Source organism: Cyanobacteriota bacterium (genome assembly GCA_025054735.1).
GTDB lineage: Bacteria > Cyanobacteriota > Cyanobacteriia > SKYG9 > SKYG9 > SKYG9.
The window spans coordinates 1-19211 of record JANWZG010000015.1 but is presented as its reverse complement, the minus strand read 5'-3'; the positions used below and the strand labels follow the sequence as shown (position 1 = coordinate 19211).

The window sequence follows — 19211 nt, the reverse complement described above, 5'->3', positions numbered from 1 at the left end:
CACTGCCCAAAGCCAACCTGCTCTGCGATTACGGTCTGAGGAGCAATTGGTTGGCTGCGTAGCAACTCCTCTAACCGCTAAGGTAATACTGCTCTCTAACCAAGGTTATGCTAAGTCTCTGCCCGTAGAGGCCATTCGTCCAACTCGGCTGGGTGGTTTGGGAATGCAGGGCTTTCAGTTTGTCAGTCGCACTGATCGTCTCTGCTGCCTTCTCCCTGTCCGTGATCACTATTATCTGGCCATGACTACCAACCACGATCGGGTAGCTCGATTACCAATGGCAGCGATTGCCGCTCTTCAGCCAGAAACCCCGATTCTGCAACTCCTTGCCGATGAGCAACTCGTAGATGTCGCCTTGGTGCAGCAGGTAATGGAACAGTGCCTAGAATGAGCAGTTCTTAGTCCAAAATTGACAGTTCACGAGCAGATCGACTTTTGTAATGATAATCATTATCATGATAGATTGAATGCTTGGATGTAACCGTTGCTTCTGTTCCCATCAATCTATTCATGAGTGACTCCACACCTAGGCGATCGCACCTCAAGTCATCTGTCTTACCTCAAAGTGTTGATATTGCTATCGTGGGAGCTGGCCCTCAAGCGCTGACCCTAGTGACTCACCTGCTACAAAAGAAACGATCCATGCGCGATCGCTTTGTAGTATTGGATCCAGCGGGGACTTGGCTGTATCAATGGCAACACCAGTTTGCGGCCTATGAAATTCCTCACTTGCGATCGCCAGCCGTGCATCATCCTGATCCGAATCCCTATGCCCTTCAAAGCTTTGCTGAGTCCCGCGCCGATGAATTATTTCCACCCTACAACTTGCCAGGAACGCAGCTATTTCAAGATTTTTGCTGGGATGTAATCCGTCGCTGGGAACTGCAAGAGCGGGTGATTCCGGCACAGGTGCAGCAGATTGAGCCACTTGACGACCGAGGGCGGCAGCGATTTCAGTTGAGACTAGTAGATGGCAGAGTTTTCATGGCAAAGCGGGTGGTATTAGCGATCGCAGGCGGCACGCCGCAAATTCCTGCATGGGTGCAAACCTTACCACCGACCTATCCCCCAGAGCGCTTACTTCATTCTCATCAGATTGATTTGCGACCACTGCAACTGTTAAGAGAGCGCGTGCTGATTGTAGGGAGTGGGCTAACAAGTGGCCATCTGGCCTTAGGAGTAATTAACCGGGGAGGCACTGTGTTGATGATGGCGCGACGCAGCTTCTATGAAAAACTATTTGATGCAGAACCGGGCTGGCTAGGCCCAAAGTATCTTAAGGGTTTCCACGCTGAGCCTGACGGGGAAAACCGCTGGCAGATGATTCAGACTGCTCGCAATGGAGGGTCGTTGACTCCGGAGATTTTCACCCAGTTGCGGCGCTTAGAGCGTGAGGGCAAACTGTTGTTTTATGAGCGGTGCGAAGTCGAATCTGCTGAGTGGACAGGGAATGCCTGGAAAGTTACCTGTAATCATTTTGGCTTGCATAGTGGTCTTGCTCACCTATCTGTTGATCGCATCTGGTTGGCAACGGGGACTACGATCGATGTGCAGCATTGGTCAATTTTATCTGCCGTGCGCGATCGCTATCCTTTGCCTGTGATACATGGCCTGCCTTTGCTGGATGAGCATCTGCGCTGGGCTGGCTGTAATCTGTTCATCATGGGGGGTGCCGCTGCCTTGCAGTTGGGGCCAGTGGCTCGCAATTTATTCGGCGGCAAGCTAGCCAGTGAACGCATTGTGCCAGCATTGATTAAAGAGGCTCAGGGACGCTTAGGCTCAGTAGCATAGGCTAGCAGGGTAACCCTCCGTAGACTGGCCCTCAATCAACTAGTTAGCTGGCATGTAGTTGCATTAATTAGGGTCTTTTATGGAGTTGGCATGTCTGGAGTCGGTAAATCTGCGGCGATCGTTAGGACTTGAGGGGGGGTGGCATCGGCTGGGTAGACCAGACTAACGTTAACTAGGCGACGATCGCCCGGCGGCATCGTCAGGACGGCTAACGGCTCACCCCGTTGTCCACGCCGCTGCACTAGATGCACATACCTAGTCCGAGGTAGGCGTTGGTCATCGGTATAGCGAATTCGCACTAACCCCCGAAAGAATACGTTGCGGGGTAATGGGTCAAAGAAGCGTAGTCCTTCCCTAATCACGTCCTGCTTGATAGCAGTTTGCACCGCGACAGTAATCAGTTGCGTTTGGCCTGTGCCGTTATAGAGCGGCAATGTCAGGTTATATTCAATCCCATAATTACCGTGGGCAGCATAGGCAGTGTCAGCATAGCGCACTAGTAAGGGTGCAGTTTGAATTTGCCCAGTGCCTAACCTGCCAGCCACTAACGTACTGATCCCGTAGGAAATAGCTCGCCCTGCGGTAGGAACACTCAAGTAGGGTGTAGCCGCATTATCCGTAATCACTGTTTCCCACTTGGAGCCTTGAGCCACACCAGCAACACGACCATAGATAATACTTCCAGTTGTTTGGTCTGGCGGGGTAGGTGCTCGATCGCGGGGGCCTGACAACTCCCCCTCAATCAATAACTGTTGCCACTCTTCCAGAGTAGGCGCTCGTTCATCGCCATTTTCCGTAGATTTGGCAAACATTGCCAAGCTAGCTGCATACACCGTACCTGTGCTCCGCAGCCGCAGTAGGGTCGATCGACCGTTGAGTGGCGGTGTAAACGGACGCACTGGAATCGGCAAATTCAGTAACATCCGGCTTTCACCAGGAGGGATAACCACCTGGGGAGGAAACTCAGCTTGACGTAGGCCCCGCAAAACTTCTCCCGCTACCCGGCTGCCTGGCCCTGCATAGACTGGGATAGCAGAAGCATCAACAACTGGCGGCAAATCAATAAACGGGGCATCGGGCTGACTCAGGTAGCTGGCACCCTGCAATATATTTACCGTTACAGGCTCTTGACTAGGATTATGGAGAATTATCCCCAGGTAGAGAGTCCGTAAATCCTCTGGGGTGATCGGCTTAGCCACATGATGAGCAAACACATCAAACCGCCCAGACAAGGGCACATTCAGATGAGCCGCAGGAGCACGCTTACCATCAGGAGGAAACGTCGATAACAAAATTCCCTCCTTCTGCACCACTTCTGGGCTATTACTATTGAAAACCAACACCTTATCCAAGTTGCCCGGTAAGGCACGCACCTCTTGAGGAACAACAATCTCTTGTGGTGTAGGGCTAGGAGGCGTTGGGGGCACTTGGGCAAAGGGCAGGACGGTCAAGGAAAGGATCATGACAATCTTTAGCTAGGTCAAACTGATGGGGAACTCGGTGATCGTAGAACTACAACCGCCTTGTCCCTAGGCCAACCTATCTTAACCTAGTCCCGTAACCAGATCCCACGTAGAGGATCATTGTTATAGTGCGTGACAGCCAAAATTACAACTGTGCAACCTGCTTCATCTATTTGACTTGCCCATTAGCATCAGCTAGGCCACTCTGCTCTAACAACGCTTGGAAATCGTCATTGAGTGCAATCAAAGGCGGGTTAGCCGTATCAGCAACAGCCACACTCTTTAATGCGTCGTACCAAAGCCCTGCCTTGGCATAAAGCTCTGCCTGCTGTGCTGGCGTAGCATTGCTAGCCTGAGTAACGCCCTCTGGCGTAGTAGCAACCCGCTCAATCCAGCTTTGGGCAAATACATCGTTCGATCGCCGATCGCTGTTGCAAACCAAGGCCACAGACCAGCGATAGCGGCTACCAACCTTTAACCCTGGATGATTCGGTGGCAACGTCAACTCAACAACTCCAGGCTTAGTAACTGTGACTTGCTTGACTAGTAGTGGCATAGCCACGCCGGGTTGCACCAGAGAAAACTCCATGGGCACCGAGGGCACCGCTGATACGTGCCAATAGAAACTAGGATGGCTAGATACTGTCTGGCCCACGTGATCACTAGGAACTAACAGTGTCAACTGGACGAGTTTAGAAGCATTATACTTAGCTGCAGATGGAGGGATAGAACAGCCGCGTGAACCAGCCCCGCGAATACCACGAGTTGGGGTGCCTCGGTTGGGTGGAACGTAGGTCAGAACCGATCGAGCACGCTTGGGAGATTGTGCAAACCCTGATGTGGAAAACACTGCTAGCGGTGCAGTGAATGATATAGCTATCGCAATTGCTCTAACAACAGCAGTGGAGCGTAACAGTGATTGCAAGGTTGCCATAAACTATCTTTCCTCTAGTGAAGGGAATATGCATATCTGCACTAACCCCCATCTAAGAATAGAAGAAATCCGGATAGAGTGATTGTGATTTCACGCACATAATACAATACCTTACAGAATCTTCATCATACTAGGAGCGCACAGCAGTGCTTCAGTCATCCCAAGACTTGTTGTTAGCTGGCAAAACAGTTTTAGTAACTCGGCCAGAAGGTCAAAACAGTACTTTCAGTGAGTCTTTGCAAGCTCTAGGAGCAACGGTTCTGGAAATGCCTGCACTGGCGATCGTGCCTCCGTCTAGTTGGGATGCTGTAGATACTGCAATCGCTCATCTAGCTGAGTATGACTGGCTAATTCTGGCATCAGCTAATGGTGTTGAGTATTTTTTGCAACGCTGCCATCAGCTTGGTCAACACCTAGAGAATTTTACCCAGTTAAAGGTTGCTGTTGTCGGCAAAAAAACGGCTCACTGTTTGCAGCAGTTTGGCATTCAACCAGCGTTGATTCCGACTAATTTTGTCGCCGATGCGTTAGTGGCTGAGCTTTGCCAGCGAGAGGCAATCGCAGGGCAGCGCATTCTTTTCCCCCGTGTGGAGAGTGGTGGTCGCGAGGTCTTGGTGCAAGAGTTAACAGCTCAGGGAGCGATCGTGACTGAGGTAGCGGCCTATCAATCCGGTTGCCCTGATCGAATGACACCAGAGGTATGGGCAGCTATCCAAGCTCAGGCCATTGATATCGTCACCTTTACCAGCTCTAAGACAGTGCACTGTTTTTGGCAATTGTTAACAGCTCAGGGTGGATCCCACAACAATTTGGAGGGAATAACGATTGCGTCGATCGGCCCTCAAACATCAGAAACATGCCGCAGCGTACTAGGTCGAGTTGATGTGGAGGCTGAGGAATTTACCCTGGAGGGGTTAAGCCGTGCAATTGCTCAATGGGCGATCGTCCAAAACAGTCCATCAATAAGCGATCACAAATAGTGTCAATTTTACACTTAGGGTGTTATACTGTCATGGTCTAGTAGTGTCTCACCTAACGGAGAACTGACAATGACTACACCCAACCTTAACCGTTTGTTTCAGTCGGCTCAAGACGAGGGTTTGTTATCTAGTGCTGCAATGCAAGCCCTTAACGTCCTAGACATTGGCACTCAGATTCAAGCAGGGCTGGGCATCACTGTGGATGACGTGACCGCTAGTGATGTTATCTTGGTCACCATGATGCCAGATGATTCTGGATCCATCTGCTTCAATGGAAATGTTCAGGCTGTGCGTGGAGGTCATAACTCTGTGCTAGATGCCCTCAGCGCCTGCCAGCAAAAGGACAATATTCTAGTTCATACACGCTACCTGAATGGATACGTGTTGTTTCCCTACTGTGGGCTGACCCAGGCAGTCCGGATGGACACTAGCAACTATGATCCCAACCGCGGCACTCCCCTGTATGATCAAACGGTCGTGCTATTAGGAACTGTGATTGCCAAAGCCCAGGAGTTTGCTGACAATGGTGTGCCTGTGCGAACGGTTACACTGCTGATTACCGATGGGGCTGATATGCATTCTCAACATGCTCAAGCAAAGGATGTAGCCACGATTGTTCGCGACATGCTCAGAGCTGAAACCCACATCATTGCTGGCATGGGTATTGATGACGGCTCAACAGACTTCCGGCAGGTCTTTCGTGACATGGGCATCCGCGATGAATGGATCCTAACACCTGGCAATAGCGAGTCAGAGATTCGCCAAGCCTTTCAGGTCTTTTCTCAGTCGGCTGTGCGGGTTAGCCAAGCAGGCAACATTAGTCTGTCAGGATTAGGAGGCTTTGCGGCTCCCTAACATTCTGACAATGCAGCCGATGGAGAGTCTTGCCCTTGGGGAAGCATTCAGACAACCCCTTACAATGCTCACGAATTACTACTAGCCTCCTCTAATAACGGTGTAAATTCGCCCTCGTAGTTATCGACTTGGTTCGCAAGCCACAAATATCCCAAAACACCGACTAACTCAGCCGCAACGGTGTGGATGATAATCAGGAGTGCCATGATGTCTATGGGGACGATCGACGGACGAGAGGTAGTCAGCGTAAACTGGGGAGTTGTTGTTAATACCTTGGCCATTAACACCCAGCCATAGCTTAGACCAGCAATCATTAGCACGACCATGCCAAACAGGTTAACAACTAGGCCGGCTTCTAGAGACTGTTGCAAGCCTTCCCGACGCAAGCGATGGTTAGGCTTGCGCAATCTGCGTGCCAATTGCTGGTTGCGAAACCACCACAGAATGGAAAAGATGAGCGCTAGAATCGACAGGCTCCCCATCAGCCAGCTTATACCAGATCGTCCCAAGGTGCGGCTTTGGTTAAGCAAGATCACTAACCAAACAATCGCTGGTACCAAACCCAACACCAACTGTCCCCACAAGCACACATTCCCTATGACCCGAATTTGCCCAGCAAGACGATGAATGCTACTGTGTCTGTTTTTCTTTTGAAAGAACATAATTATTGATGTTTACTAAGTCAGCGCTATTCTACGACAGCTATGCCTGACGATACCAAATTGATTCCACCTGAGTAATAATTTCTGCGGTAGCCTGCTGAAGATTGACTCCAGGGCGATCGGGCACAAGCACCGTAACATGACCTAGCTTGCGTCCTGGGCGCGACTCACTCTTGCCATACCAATAGACATGGGCATAGGGGATATTGGCTAGTTGCTGGCGTTGCGGTAAATAATCAGAGTTGACTGCTTCATAACCCAACAGGTTTACCATGACGGCTCCGGCATATCCTGGCTTGAGGGCTGGGTCACCCAAGGGTAGGCCACAGACTGCCCGCAGGTGTTGGGCAAACTGAGAGGTGATGCAGGCATCTAGGCTGAAATGTCCAGAGTTATGGACACGGGGAGCTACTTCATTGACTAGCAATTTGCCATCTGCGGTTAAGAATAGCTCGATCGCAAATACGCCCACAGCTCCCAGGGCGGTCAATAGGTTATCGGCGATCGCTGTTGCTGACTGTCGGACGGTTTCATCCACAGCCGCTGGGGCAATAGCTCGCTGACAGATGCGGTTGACCTGTTGCGTTTCTACAAGGGGATAGATCAGGATTTCTCCGGTGGTTGATCGTGCAGCGATTACCGCTAACTCTCGCTCAAATGGCACATAAGCTTCTGCAAGCAGGGGGGTGGTAGCAAGGGTCGGGAGCAACTTATCCCATGTTTCTTGGTCGTGTACAATCCATGTTCCCTGGCCATCGTAGCCATGTCGGCGTGCCTTGAGGACGATCGGAAGCGTGAAGTACTCTAGAGCACTAGCTTGCTGGTCTATCACTGGGAAAAAGGCTGGCACGGGTAGTCCAAGATTCCTTAGATAGCACCGTTGGTCATACTTGTCGAGGAGTGGTGCGAGGGTATCCAGTGAGGGGCGGAAACAAATACCTTGGTGAGCCAATGCTGACAGAGCTGTGATGTCAACAAACTCATTCTCGAACGTGATTACGTCGCAGCAGGTCGCTAGTTGAGCAGTAGCCGCAGCATCAGCGATTGTAGCTATAATCACATCAGCAGCCATGACCACGGCTGGATCCTCGCGATGGGGGGTCTGCACGACTAGCTCTACACTCAGCGATGGTGCAGCCATGCCCATCATCCAGGCTAGTTGCCCACCACCAATGACTCCAACTCGGTGGATGCGATCGGGCTGGTAACGCGGTGCATCCGACTGCTCAACTACTTGCTCGCTGGTTTTTTCCATGCATTCCACTCCCCAAAAACCATCCTGCTAGCTCTGAATCGCGCCTGTGTAGCAGCTCGTGGCAACCACTACTGTTGTACCACTTCCCAAGAACAGTCTAAACGCCAGAAAACCTATCGCAGCCTTCGGGTAAAATTGCGATCGCCACAACTAACTCTACATAAATCTGCCTTGGGGAATGTTGACAAACCCTGGAATAGAGAGGGTGTAGATGCAAGCACTTATATAGCTGATGTCGATAGCAAACGTATCCGCTGCCAACATGCGATCCTAGGGAGTATGGCCGCCACCACCCCTAACCGCATTACTTGACACAATTCCACCTGGCACTACACTAGTTGTCACCGGACAACACAGCCTTGATCCCGATCTTCCCGCAGTGCACCCAACAAATTAGAAACGAACACACAGCGTCGGGGGCGGTTATTGTTTCTAGCCTCCTGTTGGCTCTGATCTGGCCTTTCTGGAGTTACTAGAGTCAGTCGCCCGATTTGACCATTGGCAGTGCCATCGTAATCAAACTGCATCCGCCAAATCGTGTCAGGTACTGGATCATGCATGGTGGTATTGTGGGGATCAATTCTCACACCTGTACCCAAGTCATACCACGGAAGCGAGGGGGACGTTGGTGGTACTGACGCATCATGGACTGTGTATTGCACAAGTTTGCCCTGCATTCGAAAGCTAGCTTGACGCTTAGTTTTGAGTAACTTTGCTTCATTTTGTGCCCGCTTCAACACCGCTGCAACCTTGACTTGAGCTGAACTCAGGGCGAACCGATTGCGAAAGGCCACCCACCCCGGCACAGCGATCGCTACCATAACGCCAATCATAACCACAACGACCAACACCTCCACCAAGGTGTACCCTGCGTCGTGTGGTGGAGCTTGCTGAACAACCTCTTGCTTTCTATTCATGATGACTGCACCCAATGTAGTAAACGCCCCTAGAAAACCATGACCTCAACCTAGCGCGCATCGATCGTGCAAATGAGTCGCACAACCTTGGAATATCAACAGGAAAAGATGTTCGTAAACGTTGCAGTACTCACTCAAGATAGGGTTAAGAATAGCCCATGATTCTAGTTCTAAGCAACTACGTGATATATCAAGATAAATTACCTTGACTAAACCATGCTGTTTATCACCAATCGCGTCTTAAACGAAGGGCTAACCCCGATGCAGAATGGGGTTCCCAGGTTGCCACGGCCAGTCAGCTTTAACCTTAGCAATAATCAAGCTGAGCAATCTGTTTACTTTTGTCGGCGCAACAGCAAAGATAACTACACAGAAATAGGATCCCAAGCATTATTGACAGAATTGAAAAATGCCAATACCCAGGAACTGTTGTTTTACCTGCATGGCTATTCCAACCTGCCAGAGCCAACTATTTTTCCCAAGACGCAGGAACTACAGCGGTTGTTTGACCAGAAGTCTCCTAATTACGTCTTAGTAGTGCCCATCATTTGGCCCTGTGATAATGACATGGGCATGGTGAAAGACTACTTTGATGACCAAATTACTGCCGATGCTAGCGCATTTGCTTTTGCCCGGTTAATTCAGAAATTTTTGGCTTGGCGAGAGCGAAATAGTACTACACAAATTCCTTGCACTAAACGCATCAACATCTTGGCTCACTCTATGGGCAATCGAGTCTTGCGCGGCACCTTAGCACGGGCAGTGCAATACTATCAGCTAGGTGGCATTCCTTTTCTGTTTCGCAATATTTTTATGGTAGCGGCTGATATCGTTAACCACGCATTAGAACCAGGACAAGAGGGACAGTATATTCCTCACTCAGCTCGCAATGTAGTGGTGTATTATGCAGCCGATGATTTGGCACTACGCGCTAGTAAGGTAGCTAACCTCAAGAATGCAGTTGCCTCGCGACGGTTAGGCCACACTGGCCCCGAAAAGCTGGAGAATACTCCCGATAACGTCTACGCGATCGACTGTGCAGACTTTAACAGTGTCTACGATCGTCCGCTTGGACATGGCTACTTTGCTAGCAATCCCCAAGGCGGCGCGGGGTTGTTGTTCAATCATATGTGGCACTGTATCAAAACTGGTCGGGTGCCCACACGACCACCCACTTCGCGCACAGCCATCCTCCAACGAGAATTTTGGTGATGGGTAATTCCTACTGCAAAGCTTGTCTCAAGGCTGATTGACGACAAACTGCTCTATAGCAGCCTATGACCATACGACAATCTGCAGTGCTTGCGCAGTGAGATAGACAATAGAACTGTAGGGCAACGTGATTGCATTGATATGGCATGGGCAATCAACTACAAATTAGTGCTATCAGCTTGGGCAAAAACCAGGAATTCCCCGCGCAGACGGTTAAATCGAGTGCAAAAATAGAAGGCGGTGGGGAGTTAAAGCATGTAACGGTTTGGCAGGCACATAGCACAGTGAGAGCAGAGACAGTGGGAACTTGGGGATGAAGCGGCGAGCATTTTTGCAGCGTGCTGGTTGGCTATTAGCAGCACTGGGACTAACGGAAACAGGGCTATGGCAGTTGAGCGATCGCTATCAACAGGTGCTAGCAGCCCCAACATCTCGTAAGCTAGCACTCCTTATCGGTATTAATCGCTATCCCTGTCAAGGCAGTTTGTGTGAACCACTTCAAGGCTGCTTAACCGATGTGGCTCTTCAGCGAGAACTATTGGTGCACCGCTTCGGGTTTCAACCTCAGGATGTGCTTGTGTTGACAGATCAACAGGCAACATGGCAGGGGATTACAGATGCATTCCTAAATCACCTGACAGCGCAGGCTAAAGCTGGCGATGTGGTTGTTTTCCACTTCAGTGGCTATAGCCGTCAAGTCAATCTCACTGGTGATGATGGCGCAACGGTGCAACACAGCCTAGTACCTGTGGATGCGCTGGATGCACCCGTAGAGAGCCTGAGTGATTTACTGGCAGAGACGTTGCTACTGCTGCTGCGATCGCTGCCTACGGATCAGCTCACGACTATTCTAGACACAAGCTATACCCTGCGCCGCAAGTCTGAGGCTGCAAAACTCTCAGATAGAGATAATTTTGATATGCTTCGTGTCTCTACGTTTTTGCGTCGCCGCGATCGCCTAGATGCCATCAGCGGACAACCCTGCTATGCGGAACTAGCCCTACAAGAGCAACTCCGATCACAACTCCACCTGACCAAAACCCAGGTGAGCCTAGCGCGATCCACAGGCCAAATTCCTGGCATTTTACTCACAGCTACGAGTAACAGTTCAATGCCCCGTGTTGGCAATAGCCCTGCATTTGAAGCTCGCTGGAGTGGCTTCAGCGCTGGCCTGTTTACCTATGCCCTCACTCAACACCTATGGTCTGCGACACCTGCAACCAGTGTGCAAGTCAGTCTCAGTCGAGCGATCGGCACGGTGGAACAAGTTGTAGGCGATGCCCAACATCCCGATTTGGGTGGACAAAAAAGTCAAGCCCCGCTGCCATTGGCCAAGCACCTGCCCCCTGACTCTATGCCTGGCAATGGAGTCATCACTGAAGTGGATCCAGATGGCAAAACTGGGCGCTTGTGGCTAGCAGGCCTACCACCTACCGTGTTGGAATATTACGGCATCAACTCCCTATTTACCCTTAGCCCCTCTACTGCTGATATTCCTACAAAGCGAGTCCAGATCTATAGCCGTGACGGTCTGACAGCAAGAGTTCGCTTGGTAGAGCCAGTATCATCAGCAACTCCATCTGCAGGACAACCAGACAATCCCTCCGTGCTAATGCCGGGACAGCGAGTGCAGGAAGCTGTGCGGCTGTTGCCGCGTGATGTGGGGCTGACGATCGCCCTAGACCCTAACCTAGAGCGGATCGAGCGCGTTGATGCTACCAGTGCCCTAGGCACGATTCCCTACGTCAAAGTAGCTGTGGGAGACCAATCTGCAGATTACCTCTTTGGCAAGGTGTCGGTTCCTAACCGCTATGGTCTGTTAACAATTGGCCAAGAACTCCTGCCAGGGACAGTCGGCGAAGGCGGAGAAGCCATCAAGCAAGCTGTGCATCGGGTTGCCCCCTACTTGCAACGGCTATTGGCCGCAAAATTATTGCGCTTAACTGCCAATGAAGCATCATCCACATTGCCCGTGCGCATCGCCCTAGAATTGGCACAGCCGGATGAAAAAGTAGTGGTCTATCACGAAACCTCTACTGTGCGGACATTAGGGCTGCCACCCCTATCACCCACTGGCGCAACACCATCAGCAACACTGGTTGGCATACCTACTATTCCTGTAGGCAGCCGCATTCGCTATCGCGTGCAAAATGCTAGCGATCGCACCCTCTACCTTATGATCATGGGAACAGACAGCAATGGCTCGATCATTGCCCTCTATACAGGCTCCAGCAGCACTGTCCCAGAGGTGAAACCTAGTTTACAACCGATTGTTCTTTCACCTAGTGAAACCCTTGTAGTCCCTCAACCATCTAGTTCGGCTGAGTGGATTGTGCGAGAACCCGCAGGATTAGCAGAATTCCATCTATTTTTGAGCGTGCGTCCCTTTGCCCAAACCCTAGCAACCCTAGAAACATCAACTCGGCTGATCGGAAGCAGCCAGCGAATTAGCTCCCCTGAGAACCCGGTCGAGGTTGCCCGCGCCCTGCTACAAGACCTGCAAGCGGCAAGCCTTAGCCTGGAAACAACGCTTAGCCCCCCATCCGATACCCTTGCCCTCAATGTCAATGCCTGGGCAACCCTTAGTGTCGTGTATCAAGTTGTGTAAAATTAGGCTCTAGTTGTGAGGATAGCGCACCTCAATTACCGTGTGGACATTACCGCGGGGGGCAAAATCTCCCTTCACCACCACTTCCCACGGCTGACAGGCGGCAACAAAATCATCCAGAATTTGATTAACTGACTCCTCATGGGAAATGTAGCGATCGCGATAACTATTGATGTACAGCTTCAGTGCCTTTAACTCAACTACTGTCTGATTAGGCACATAGGTGATATAGATGGTCGCAAAATCAGGATAGCCCGAGAACGGGCACTTGCAAGTAAACTCCGGCAACGTAATTGCAATATCGTACCGTCTGCCAGGACGAGGATTGGGAAATGTAATTAACTTCCCCTCAGCTATTAAGCGTTCCCCGTATTTCATCTCAACCGTGGTCTCCGGTAATTGACCATCCAATTGATCAGTTACAGTGCGATCATCCGCCGTGGGGTTCAAGTCTGAAACTACATCGTGAGGTTGTATCATCGCTAGCCCTAACATAACCCAGCACCGTCTATTATGGCGTATGGTTTCTGTCTCAGAGCTATCATCTAGCTGAGGTAACCAATCTATCCACAATAAAACCTATCCTCCAATCTTGTTGCTATCCTAAAAGGGTACTGTTCTGACCTGACATCGCGAATTCATGCTTCAGCACCCTGCTTGTATTTGCATTCTTGGTGGTGGCTTTGGTGGCTTGTATACTGCCCTGCGTTTGAGCGAATTGTACTGGCTTAAGTCTGAACGCCCAGAGATTGTGCTAGTCGATCAGAATGATCGGTTTGTGTTTTTACCCCTGCTGTATGAGTTGATGACCGGGGAATTGCAAACCTGGGAAATTGCGCCTCCCTACTCGGAGTTACTAGCAGGTACAAGGATACGGTTTTGCCAAGGAACAGTTACTGCTATCGATATAGACCAACGCCAGGTGCAAGTGCAAACTGCAACCGATCTAGTCACTACCCTTAATTACGATCGCCTCGTACTGGCCCTAGGGGGAGAAACACCTTTGGATATGGTTGCTGGAGCCAAAGACCATGCCTTAACATTCCGTAGCCTCAGTGATGCTTATCGCTTAGAAGAACGCCTGCGATCACTAGAACAGTCTGATGCAGAAAAGATTCGGGTAGCGATTGTAGGTGGCGGCTACAGTGGTGTGGAGTTGGCGTGTAAACTGGCCGATCGCCTAGGTAAACGAGGGCGACTGCGCCTAATTGAACAAGGAGATAAATTGCTGCGTAGCTCACCAGACTTCAACCGAGATGCAGCGATGAAAGCATTAGAAGCTCGCGCTGTGTGGTTAGATCTCAACACTTGTGTGGATGAAATCACAGACTGCACTATCACGTTGCTCTATAACGATCAAAGAGACACAATTCCAGTCGATGTGGTGTTGTGGACTGTGGGTACTCGCGTTCATCCAATGATTACTAATCTACCACTAAAGAAAAACCAACGCGGTCAAATCAGCACTACATCACGGTTACAAGCGATCGATCATCCGGAAATTTTTGCCCTGGGTGATTTGGCCGATTGTACTGATGAAGACGGTAAGGCAGTTCCAGCGACTGCACAGGCTGCCTTTCAGCAGGCAGACTACACTGCTTGGAACCTGTGGGCATCGCTAACCGATCGCCCACTGCTGCCCTTCCGTTATCAACCATTAGGGGAAATGATGACCCTAGGAATTGATCAGGCAACGCTAACTAGCGTAGGGCTAAAACTTGAAGGGCCACTCGCCTATGTAATCCGACGGTTGGCGTATCTCAATCGCCTGCCTACCCTAGATCATCAGCTCAAGGTTGGTTTGAACTGGATTACACGTTCCTTAAAGGGTGTGATAGCGCCAAATCTATAGACACTAAGGATGTACGCCTGTGAAACCATGACCGATAGTACCTAGTCGTGTCACTAGTTAAAAATAGTACCTAACCGTACTTAAGTCTTACTTAAAGCTACTTCACTCAGTGGTTAGTTCCGTGTCCTATAGCTAAAAATGCTACAGGGCAGGTTCAACTGCGATCGGGCAAGAACCCTTTCAACTATGAGCAACAGGTATACCTGTCTAGCTCGACAGACTGTTTCGCTAGCAATCTGCAGCAACAGTAAGACCTATAGCGTCTGCCTAAGCCCCTGAAATGCAAAAGGTCAAGCCCCCAAAACCTGTAAAGATGTAGCAGCTTGTTGCAGTTATCAGGTCTACACAAACGTTGTTTACTTTTCTGATTATCGTCAATGGATACCACCTTGAATCAACTGTTGGCACAATACGCGGCTGGTGAACGGAACTTTTCAGGCTTAGACCTGAGAAACATTACTATCCGACGAGGCAATTTAGCCCATATTAACCTTGCCGAGGCTAATTTATCTGGGGCTTGCTTGCGTGGTGTTAACCTCCATAGCGCTAACCTCAGCAATGCCAACCTCAGCAATGCCAACTTAAACCGGGCTATATTGAGCCATGCTATCCTGAATGGAGCAGACCTTACCAACGCCGACCTCACAGAAGCCAACCTTTGGAATGCTGACATGAGTCGCCTTAATCTCATGAACACAGATTTACGATGGGCCAATCTGCGGAGTGCTATTCTAGACGGGGCCATTCTCTCTGGTGATTTGAGTGAGGCAAATTTGACCAATGCAAGCTTGAAGGGGGCTATTTTAGCAGCAGCCAATTTGCGTGCTGCAAACTTGACCGGTGCTCACATGGATGGGGCAAATCTATGGGGAGCAACACTCTGGGGCGCAAAGTTGCGAGGAGCTTATCTAGCTTCAGCAGATTTAGGTGGGACATACCTGCGGGACGCTGACCTGTCGGGGGCTAATATGCGCGGGGCAAAGCTGGTGGGTGCAAACCTTACACAAGTCAGTTTATGGGGTACCGATCTGCGTGGTGCGACATTGCTAAATGCACGAGTTTCTGATCAGGATTTAATGGGTGCAGACTTGACAGGTGCTATTATGCCGGATGGTCGAGTCTATAGTCCTTACAACACGTTGGGACAACGATAATGGTTCATTTAGCAAGCCCTGATGTCATCTTTCTAGATGCGGTAGGAACCTTGTTTGGAGTGCGAGATAGCGTAGGGGCCATCTATAGCCGTGTTGCTCGCCAGTTCGGGGTAGATGTGCCGGCCCACGTTCTCAATCAATCGTTTCGTGAGAGTTTCCGGGCCAGTCCGCTGCCAGCATTTCCTGGGGTAGCGATCACCGACATCCCCCAGCAAGAATATCAGTGGTGGCGAACTATTGCAGCTCAAACCTTCACCCAAGCAGGTGTATTCGAGCAATTTGCCAATTTTGATGCCTTCTTCGCCGACCTCTACGCTGTGTTTGCTAGTGCCGAAGCATGGGTACTGTATCCTGATGTGCGACCTACCCTAGAGGCATGGCACACGCTAGGTATCCAACTGGGGATTGTATCTAATTTTGATTCTCGACTCTATGCCGTCTTAACAGCGCTAGATCTGTCCGACTACTTCACCACCGTTACAATCTCTACCCTAGCCGGTGTTGCCAAGCCAAACTCCCAAATCTTTGCGATCGCTTTAGACAAGGCAGGTTCTCCTCACCGAGCATGGCATATTGGTGATAGCTATACCGACGATTATCAGGGGGCTATCGCTGCTGGTTTGCGGGGCATCTGGCTCCAGCGCTACGACGACTCAGTTCCTGTACGGTCAACTCCTAAGGAAATTGCAGCCCACGATCAAATCCATAGCTTGGATGAATTACTAGTGCCAACTACTGAGTAACTAACTGTGAGTGGTTGAGCATTAGAGCCTGAATTCCCCGCCTAGAGGAGGAGACACTAGGCGAGATTGCAAGACTTAAAGTCCACTACAAACCAAACCATCTGCACATAACCCACTTAGAGAGAGAAGGGAAATTAGTGAGAGAGAAGGGAAATTAGTGCTGGTTACCAATAATCTGCAAATAGTCGTGATAGCCCACGCGGTCTAACGTCACTTGCTTGGCAATGACTTGTTCTTTCAGCTTTTGGCGATATTGCATCACTTGCTCTAGTAGTGATGGATCATGGGTTGCCAAGATTTGAATTGCCAATAGACCCGCATTACGAGCATTGCCGATCGCAACCGTTGCTACTGGAATGCCCGTAGGCATCTGCACAATTGAATACAACGAGTCTAGCCCATGTAAGTGGCGACTAGGCACAGGCACCCCAATGACAGGCAATGGTGTTAAGGCCGCTACCATTCCTGGCAAATGCGCAGCACCACCTGCACCTGCAATAATTACCCGCAAACCCCGCAGATGGGCTTGTTTGGCATAGTCCACCATTTGGTCTGGAGTACGATGAGCCGAGACAATACCAACCGCACAAGCAATCCCAAACTCTTCGCAAACCAAAATCGCATCTTGCATGGTGGGAAGATCTGAGTCGCTGCCCATAATAATGCCGACAAGAGGATTAGTCATTGATTAGCCTATGTTGTGCCTTCGTCCGTTTCAGTTATTCCTCACGGGTGAGAAAATTCCAAATCACCTGGAGGACTGCCATCACGATCGCCCCAATCGCCACACAAAATGCCAGTAGTATACCAACGGGCATTTGCACTGATCGCAACGTTAAAAATTGAACCGACACTAATGTAGCATTTTGAACTGATAAAATCGCAATGCCACTGACCCAAGCTGCAACTATAAATGCCAGTAAAATTCTAGCCATTTAGAAACTCCAGATAGGCACAACTTAATTCTTTGACCGCAACATCGTAGAACTGCTGGCCATGTTCTGGAGTTGCCAACGCAGGATTTGACCCCATGCGTCCATCTGGATAGCGGCGGCGAAAATCCGTTGCACTATAGATAGCGTGTCCTTTGCCGACATCGGCTGCTAACGGTGCCTGCTTAATGGCATCAGGGTAGAGATATTGGGTGACAGCAACTTCACTAGGGGTAGCGTGGGAGCCTTCCTGATCGCCATAGAGTTCCCGTGCTAGCTTATACACTCCACTCATCATGAACCAATTACCAATTTGGCATTGTAGTTGATCGGCATTAGGCAAGTTCATTGTCGTTACATAGTCATAGGCTTCGGCGAATGCAGCCTTGAGGGTTGCAATATTGCCACCATGCCCGTTGATAAAGAAAATCTTACGAAAACCTGACATTGCTAAGGTTGACACCATGTCTCGAATCACGAGGATTAACGTCGAAGGGCGCAAACTTATAGTCCCTGGAAAAGCCAGATGATGCAGTGCCATACCAACATTGATGGTTGGTGCCACCATTGCCTGGGTTGCTTCGCCCACACCTTTCGCGATCGCCTCGGCACAAATTGCGTCGGTGCCAATTAGCCCCGTTGGCCCGTGCTGTTCTGTAGAGCCGATCGGCACAATAATGCCTTGAGAGTGGCTTAGATAGGTTTCAACTTCACACCAAGTGCTTAAGTGTAGTAGCATCGCTATCAGATCAGCTAGAATTACAGCAGTGATGTCAGGGTTTACTAAACCAGGATTGGATTTATTAGAATTTACAGCTTGACACTATGGTTCGATAGAAGTAAATGATTCTGTAGGCAGATGTTTAATTTTAGCGGTTCTTACGTGATTTGTAGTGCTATACAACGGCAATCAATAGTCGCATCAACTTACTGCTTAATTGACAACACTCTAGCTGCTTAATTAACAATGCTCTACAGGGGATGGAATTTCTAGCGTAATGAATGCGATTTGGTTCAATTCAGGTAGAATTAGAGCAAGCTGCAACTATTGTCAAGGATTAAGGAGGGGTAGTTGAGCGAAGGCTTGTCTACAGGTTTAATGAATATTCTACGTTCATAGAGGTGCACAGTCTGGTGACTAGTGCGCCAGATACGTTTGTTGGTAATGTTGAAGCGATCGGTTTAGGAGAATTTACATATGCTACACCGCAAGATTTATCAACTTTGTTGCGATGGTCGAGAAGTGTGGATTTTCTTGCGGGATCAGCAACGTTGGATAGAGCGAGCCAGGATTTTGGATGTTGAAGGTGATTTAGTGACGGTTCGCTACGAAACTGATGAGGATGATGAAATTTCTTCCTGGGAGGAGATGATTCGCTTAGAGAGCATTGGTTCTGTTATGCAAAAGCTAGCCATGGTTCCTAAGAGTGACACCGAGCTATTGATTGCTGGAGACTGCCCAGAGGTAGAGCAACTCCGCAACCATCGCGTTGACGATAACCATTAAACCAATAACTACTAAGTGGTCACTAAGGGGTATGAGCCTAGCCACTAACTTTCTTGATCACTCATTTTGGTCTCGGTTTAGGCCCCTTGCGCCACTGATGAGTGTGGTAATAGCCCTAGTGCTATCAAGTATTTTGATTCAAGTCAGCGGTGCCAATCCTATAGTCGCTTATGGTGTAATCCTCAAAGGGGCGTTTGGAGGATTTCGTCAAATTACCGAGACCCTCCTGAAAGCAACACCCCTGTTACTCGTTGGTCTTGGTATGACGGTTGCGTTTCGTGCCAAGGTCTGGAACATCGGTGCTGAGGGACAATACTATATCGGTGCCCTCTGTGGCAGTGCGATC

The 19211-nt window shown here is 49.9% G+C and carries 20 protein-coding genes; 11 read left to right on the top strand and 9 right to left on the bottom strand.

All coding sequences use genetic code 11. The features are described from left to right. Both NZ772_01660 and NZ772_01655 read left to right on the top strand, forming a co-directional pair. A partial coding sequence (locus NZ772_01660) for a hypothetical protein (GenBank protein ID MCS6812270.1) occupies positions 1–391 on the top strand: 391 nt, incomplete at its 5' end. A gap of 119 nt (positions 392–510) precedes the next feature. After that, positions 511–1791: a lysine N(6)-hydroxylase/L-ornithine N(5)-oxygenase family protein gene (locus NZ772_01655; GenBank protein MCS6812269.1), complete on the top strand. Its 1281-nt coding sequence runs from the start codon at positions 511–513 to the stop codon at positions 1789–1791. A gap of 77 nt (positions 1792–1868) precedes the next feature. On the opposite strand, the gene NZ772_01650 is transcribed toward NZ772_01655, so the two are convergent. Together NZ772_01650 and NZ772_01645 are read right to left on the bottom strand one after the other, a co-directional pair. Continuing rightward, complete coding sequence (locus NZ772_01650) at positions 1869–3254, bottom strand: DUF3370 domain-containing protein (protein ID MCS6812268.1); 1386 nt, start codon at positions 3252–3254, stop codon at positions 1869–1871. A 169-nt stretch (positions 3255–3423) separates the two neighbouring features. Further along, positions 3424–4188, bottom strand: a complete 765-nt coding sequence (locus tag NZ772_01645; protein ID MCS6812267.1) for a DUF928 domain-containing protein — start codon at positions 4186–4188, stop codon at positions 3424–3426. A 146-nt stretch (positions 4189–4334) separates the two neighbouring features. On the opposite strand from NZ772_01645, the gene NZ772_01640 reads away from it, so the two are divergent. Together NZ772_01640 and NZ772_01635 are read left to right on the top strand one after the other, a co-directional pair. Further along, complete coding sequence (locus NZ772_01640; GenBank protein MCS6812266.1) at positions 4335–5168, top strand: uroporphyrinogen-III synthase; 834 nt, start codon at positions 4335–4337, stop codon at positions 5166–5168. A 69-nt stretch (positions 5169–5237) separates the two neighbouring features. Beyond that, positions 5238–6023, top strand: a complete 786-nt coding sequence (locus tag NZ772_01635) for a hypothetical protein (GenBank protein ID MCS6812265.1) — start codon at positions 5238–5240, stop codon at positions 6021–6023. 68 nt (positions 6024–6091) lie between these two features. Here NZ772_01635 and NZ772_01630 read toward each other — a convergent pair whose 3' ends face one another. The 3 genes from NZ772_01630 to NZ772_01620 form a co-directional block, all read right to left on the bottom strand. After that, complete coding sequence (locus NZ772_01630) at positions 6092–6685, bottom strand: DUF3611 family protein (protein MCS6812264.1); 594 nt, start codon at positions 6683–6685, stop codon at positions 6092–6094. A gap of 40 nt (positions 6686–6725) precedes the next feature. Continuing rightward, positions 6726–7877, bottom strand: a complete 1152-nt coding sequence (locus tag NZ772_01625) for a 5-(carboxyamino)imidazole ribonucleotide synthase (GenBank protein MCS6812263.1) — start codon at positions 7875–7877, stop codon at positions 6726–6728. A gap of 404 nt (positions 7878–8281) precedes the next feature. After that, positions 8282–8857 carry a prepilin-type N-terminal cleavage/methylation domain-containing protein gene (locus NZ772_01620; GenBank protein MCS6812262.1) on the bottom strand — a complete coding sequence of 192 codons (576 nt, stop codon included), beginning with the start codon at positions 8855–8857 and terminating at the stop codon, positions 8282–8284. Between the two features lie 216 nt (positions 8858–9073). Between NZ772_01620 and NZ772_01615 the strand changes: the two genes are divergently transcribed. Together NZ772_01615 and NZ772_01610 are read left to right on the top strand one after the other, a co-directional pair. Further along, entirely contained in the window at positions 9074–10069 is a 996-nt protein-coding gene (locus NZ772_01615; protein ID MCS6812261.1) for an alpha/beta hydrolase, read from the top strand. A gap of 313 nt (positions 10070–10382) precedes the next feature. Beyond that, positions 10383–12677: a caspase family protein gene (locus tag NZ772_01610; protein MCS6812260.1), complete on the top strand. Its 2295-nt coding sequence runs from the start codon at positions 10383–10385 to the stop codon at positions 12675–12677. Between the two features lie 9 nt (positions 12678–12686). Here the strand turns inward: NZ772_01610 and queF are convergent, their stop codons facing one another. Further along, entirely contained in the window at positions 12687–13055 is a 369-nt protein-coding gene (queF, locus tag NZ772_01605; protein MCS6812259.1) for a preQ(1) synthase, read from the bottom strand. 262 nt (positions 13056–13317) lie between these two features. Between queF and NZ772_01600 the strand changes: the two genes are divergently transcribed. From NZ772_01600 to NZ772_01590, 3 genes are all read left to right on the top strand, one after another. After that, complete coding sequence (locus NZ772_01600; protein MCS6812258.1) at positions 13318–14529, top strand: NAD(P)/FAD-dependent oxidoreductase; 1212 nt, start codon at positions 13318–13320, stop codon at positions 14527–14529. 377 nt (positions 14530–14906) lie between these two features. Continuing rightward, the gene (locus NZ772_01595; GenBank protein ID MCS6812257.1) at positions 14907–15683 is read left to right on the top strand and encodes a pentapeptide repeat-containing protein; all 777 of its coding nucleotides are present in this window, start codon (positions 14907–14909) and stop codon (positions 15681–15683) included. Then, positions 15683–16426: an HAD-IA family hydrolase gene (locus NZ772_01590; protein ID MCS6812256.1), complete on the top strand. Its 744-nt coding sequence runs from the start codon at positions 15683–15685 to the stop codon at positions 16424–16426. The genes NZ772_01595 and NZ772_01590 overlap by 1 nt, the downstream gene beginning before the upstream one ends. A 154-nt stretch (positions 16427–16580) precedes the next feature. Here NZ772_01590 and purE read toward each other — a convergent pair whose 3' ends face one another. Genes purE through NZ772_01575 form a run of 3 tightly spaced genes read right to left on the bottom strand, consistent with a single transcriptional unit; the run spans position 16581 to position 18097 of the window. Further along, the gene (purE, locus tag NZ772_01585) at positions 16581–17111 is read right to left on the bottom strand and encodes a 5-(carboxyamino)imidazole ribonucleotide mutase (protein ID MCS6812255.1); all 531 of its coding nucleotides are present in this window, start codon (positions 17109–17111) and stop codon (positions 16581–16583) included. A 34-nt stretch (positions 17112–17145) separates the two neighbouring features. Beyond that, on the bottom strand, positions 17146–17361 hold the full coding sequence (locus NZ772_01580) for a lipopolysaccharide assembly protein LapA domain-containing protein (protein ID MCS6812254.1): 216 nt from the start codon (positions 17359–17361) through the stop codon (positions 17146–17148). Beyond that, positions 17354–18097 carry a creatininase family protein gene (locus tag NZ772_01575; protein MCS6812253.1) on the bottom strand — a complete coding sequence of 248 codons (744 nt, stop codon included), beginning with the start codon at positions 18095–18097 and terminating at the stop codon, positions 17354–17356. Before NZ772_01575 ends, NZ772_01580 begins: the two co-directional genes overlap by 8 nt. 459 nt (positions 18098–18556) lie before the next feature. On the opposite strand from NZ772_01575, the gene NZ772_01570 reads away from it, so the two are divergent. Beyond that, positions 18557–18865 carry a hypothetical protein gene (locus NZ772_01570; GenBank protein ID MCS6812252.1) on the top strand — a complete coding sequence of 103 codons (309 nt, stop codon included), beginning with the start codon at positions 18557–18559 and terminating at the stop codon, positions 18863–18865. Between the two features lie 97 nt (positions 18866–18962). Beyond that, on the top strand, positions 18963–19211 hold a 249-nt coding region (locus NZ772_01565; protein ID MCS6812251.1), incomplete at its 3' end, for an ABC transporter permease.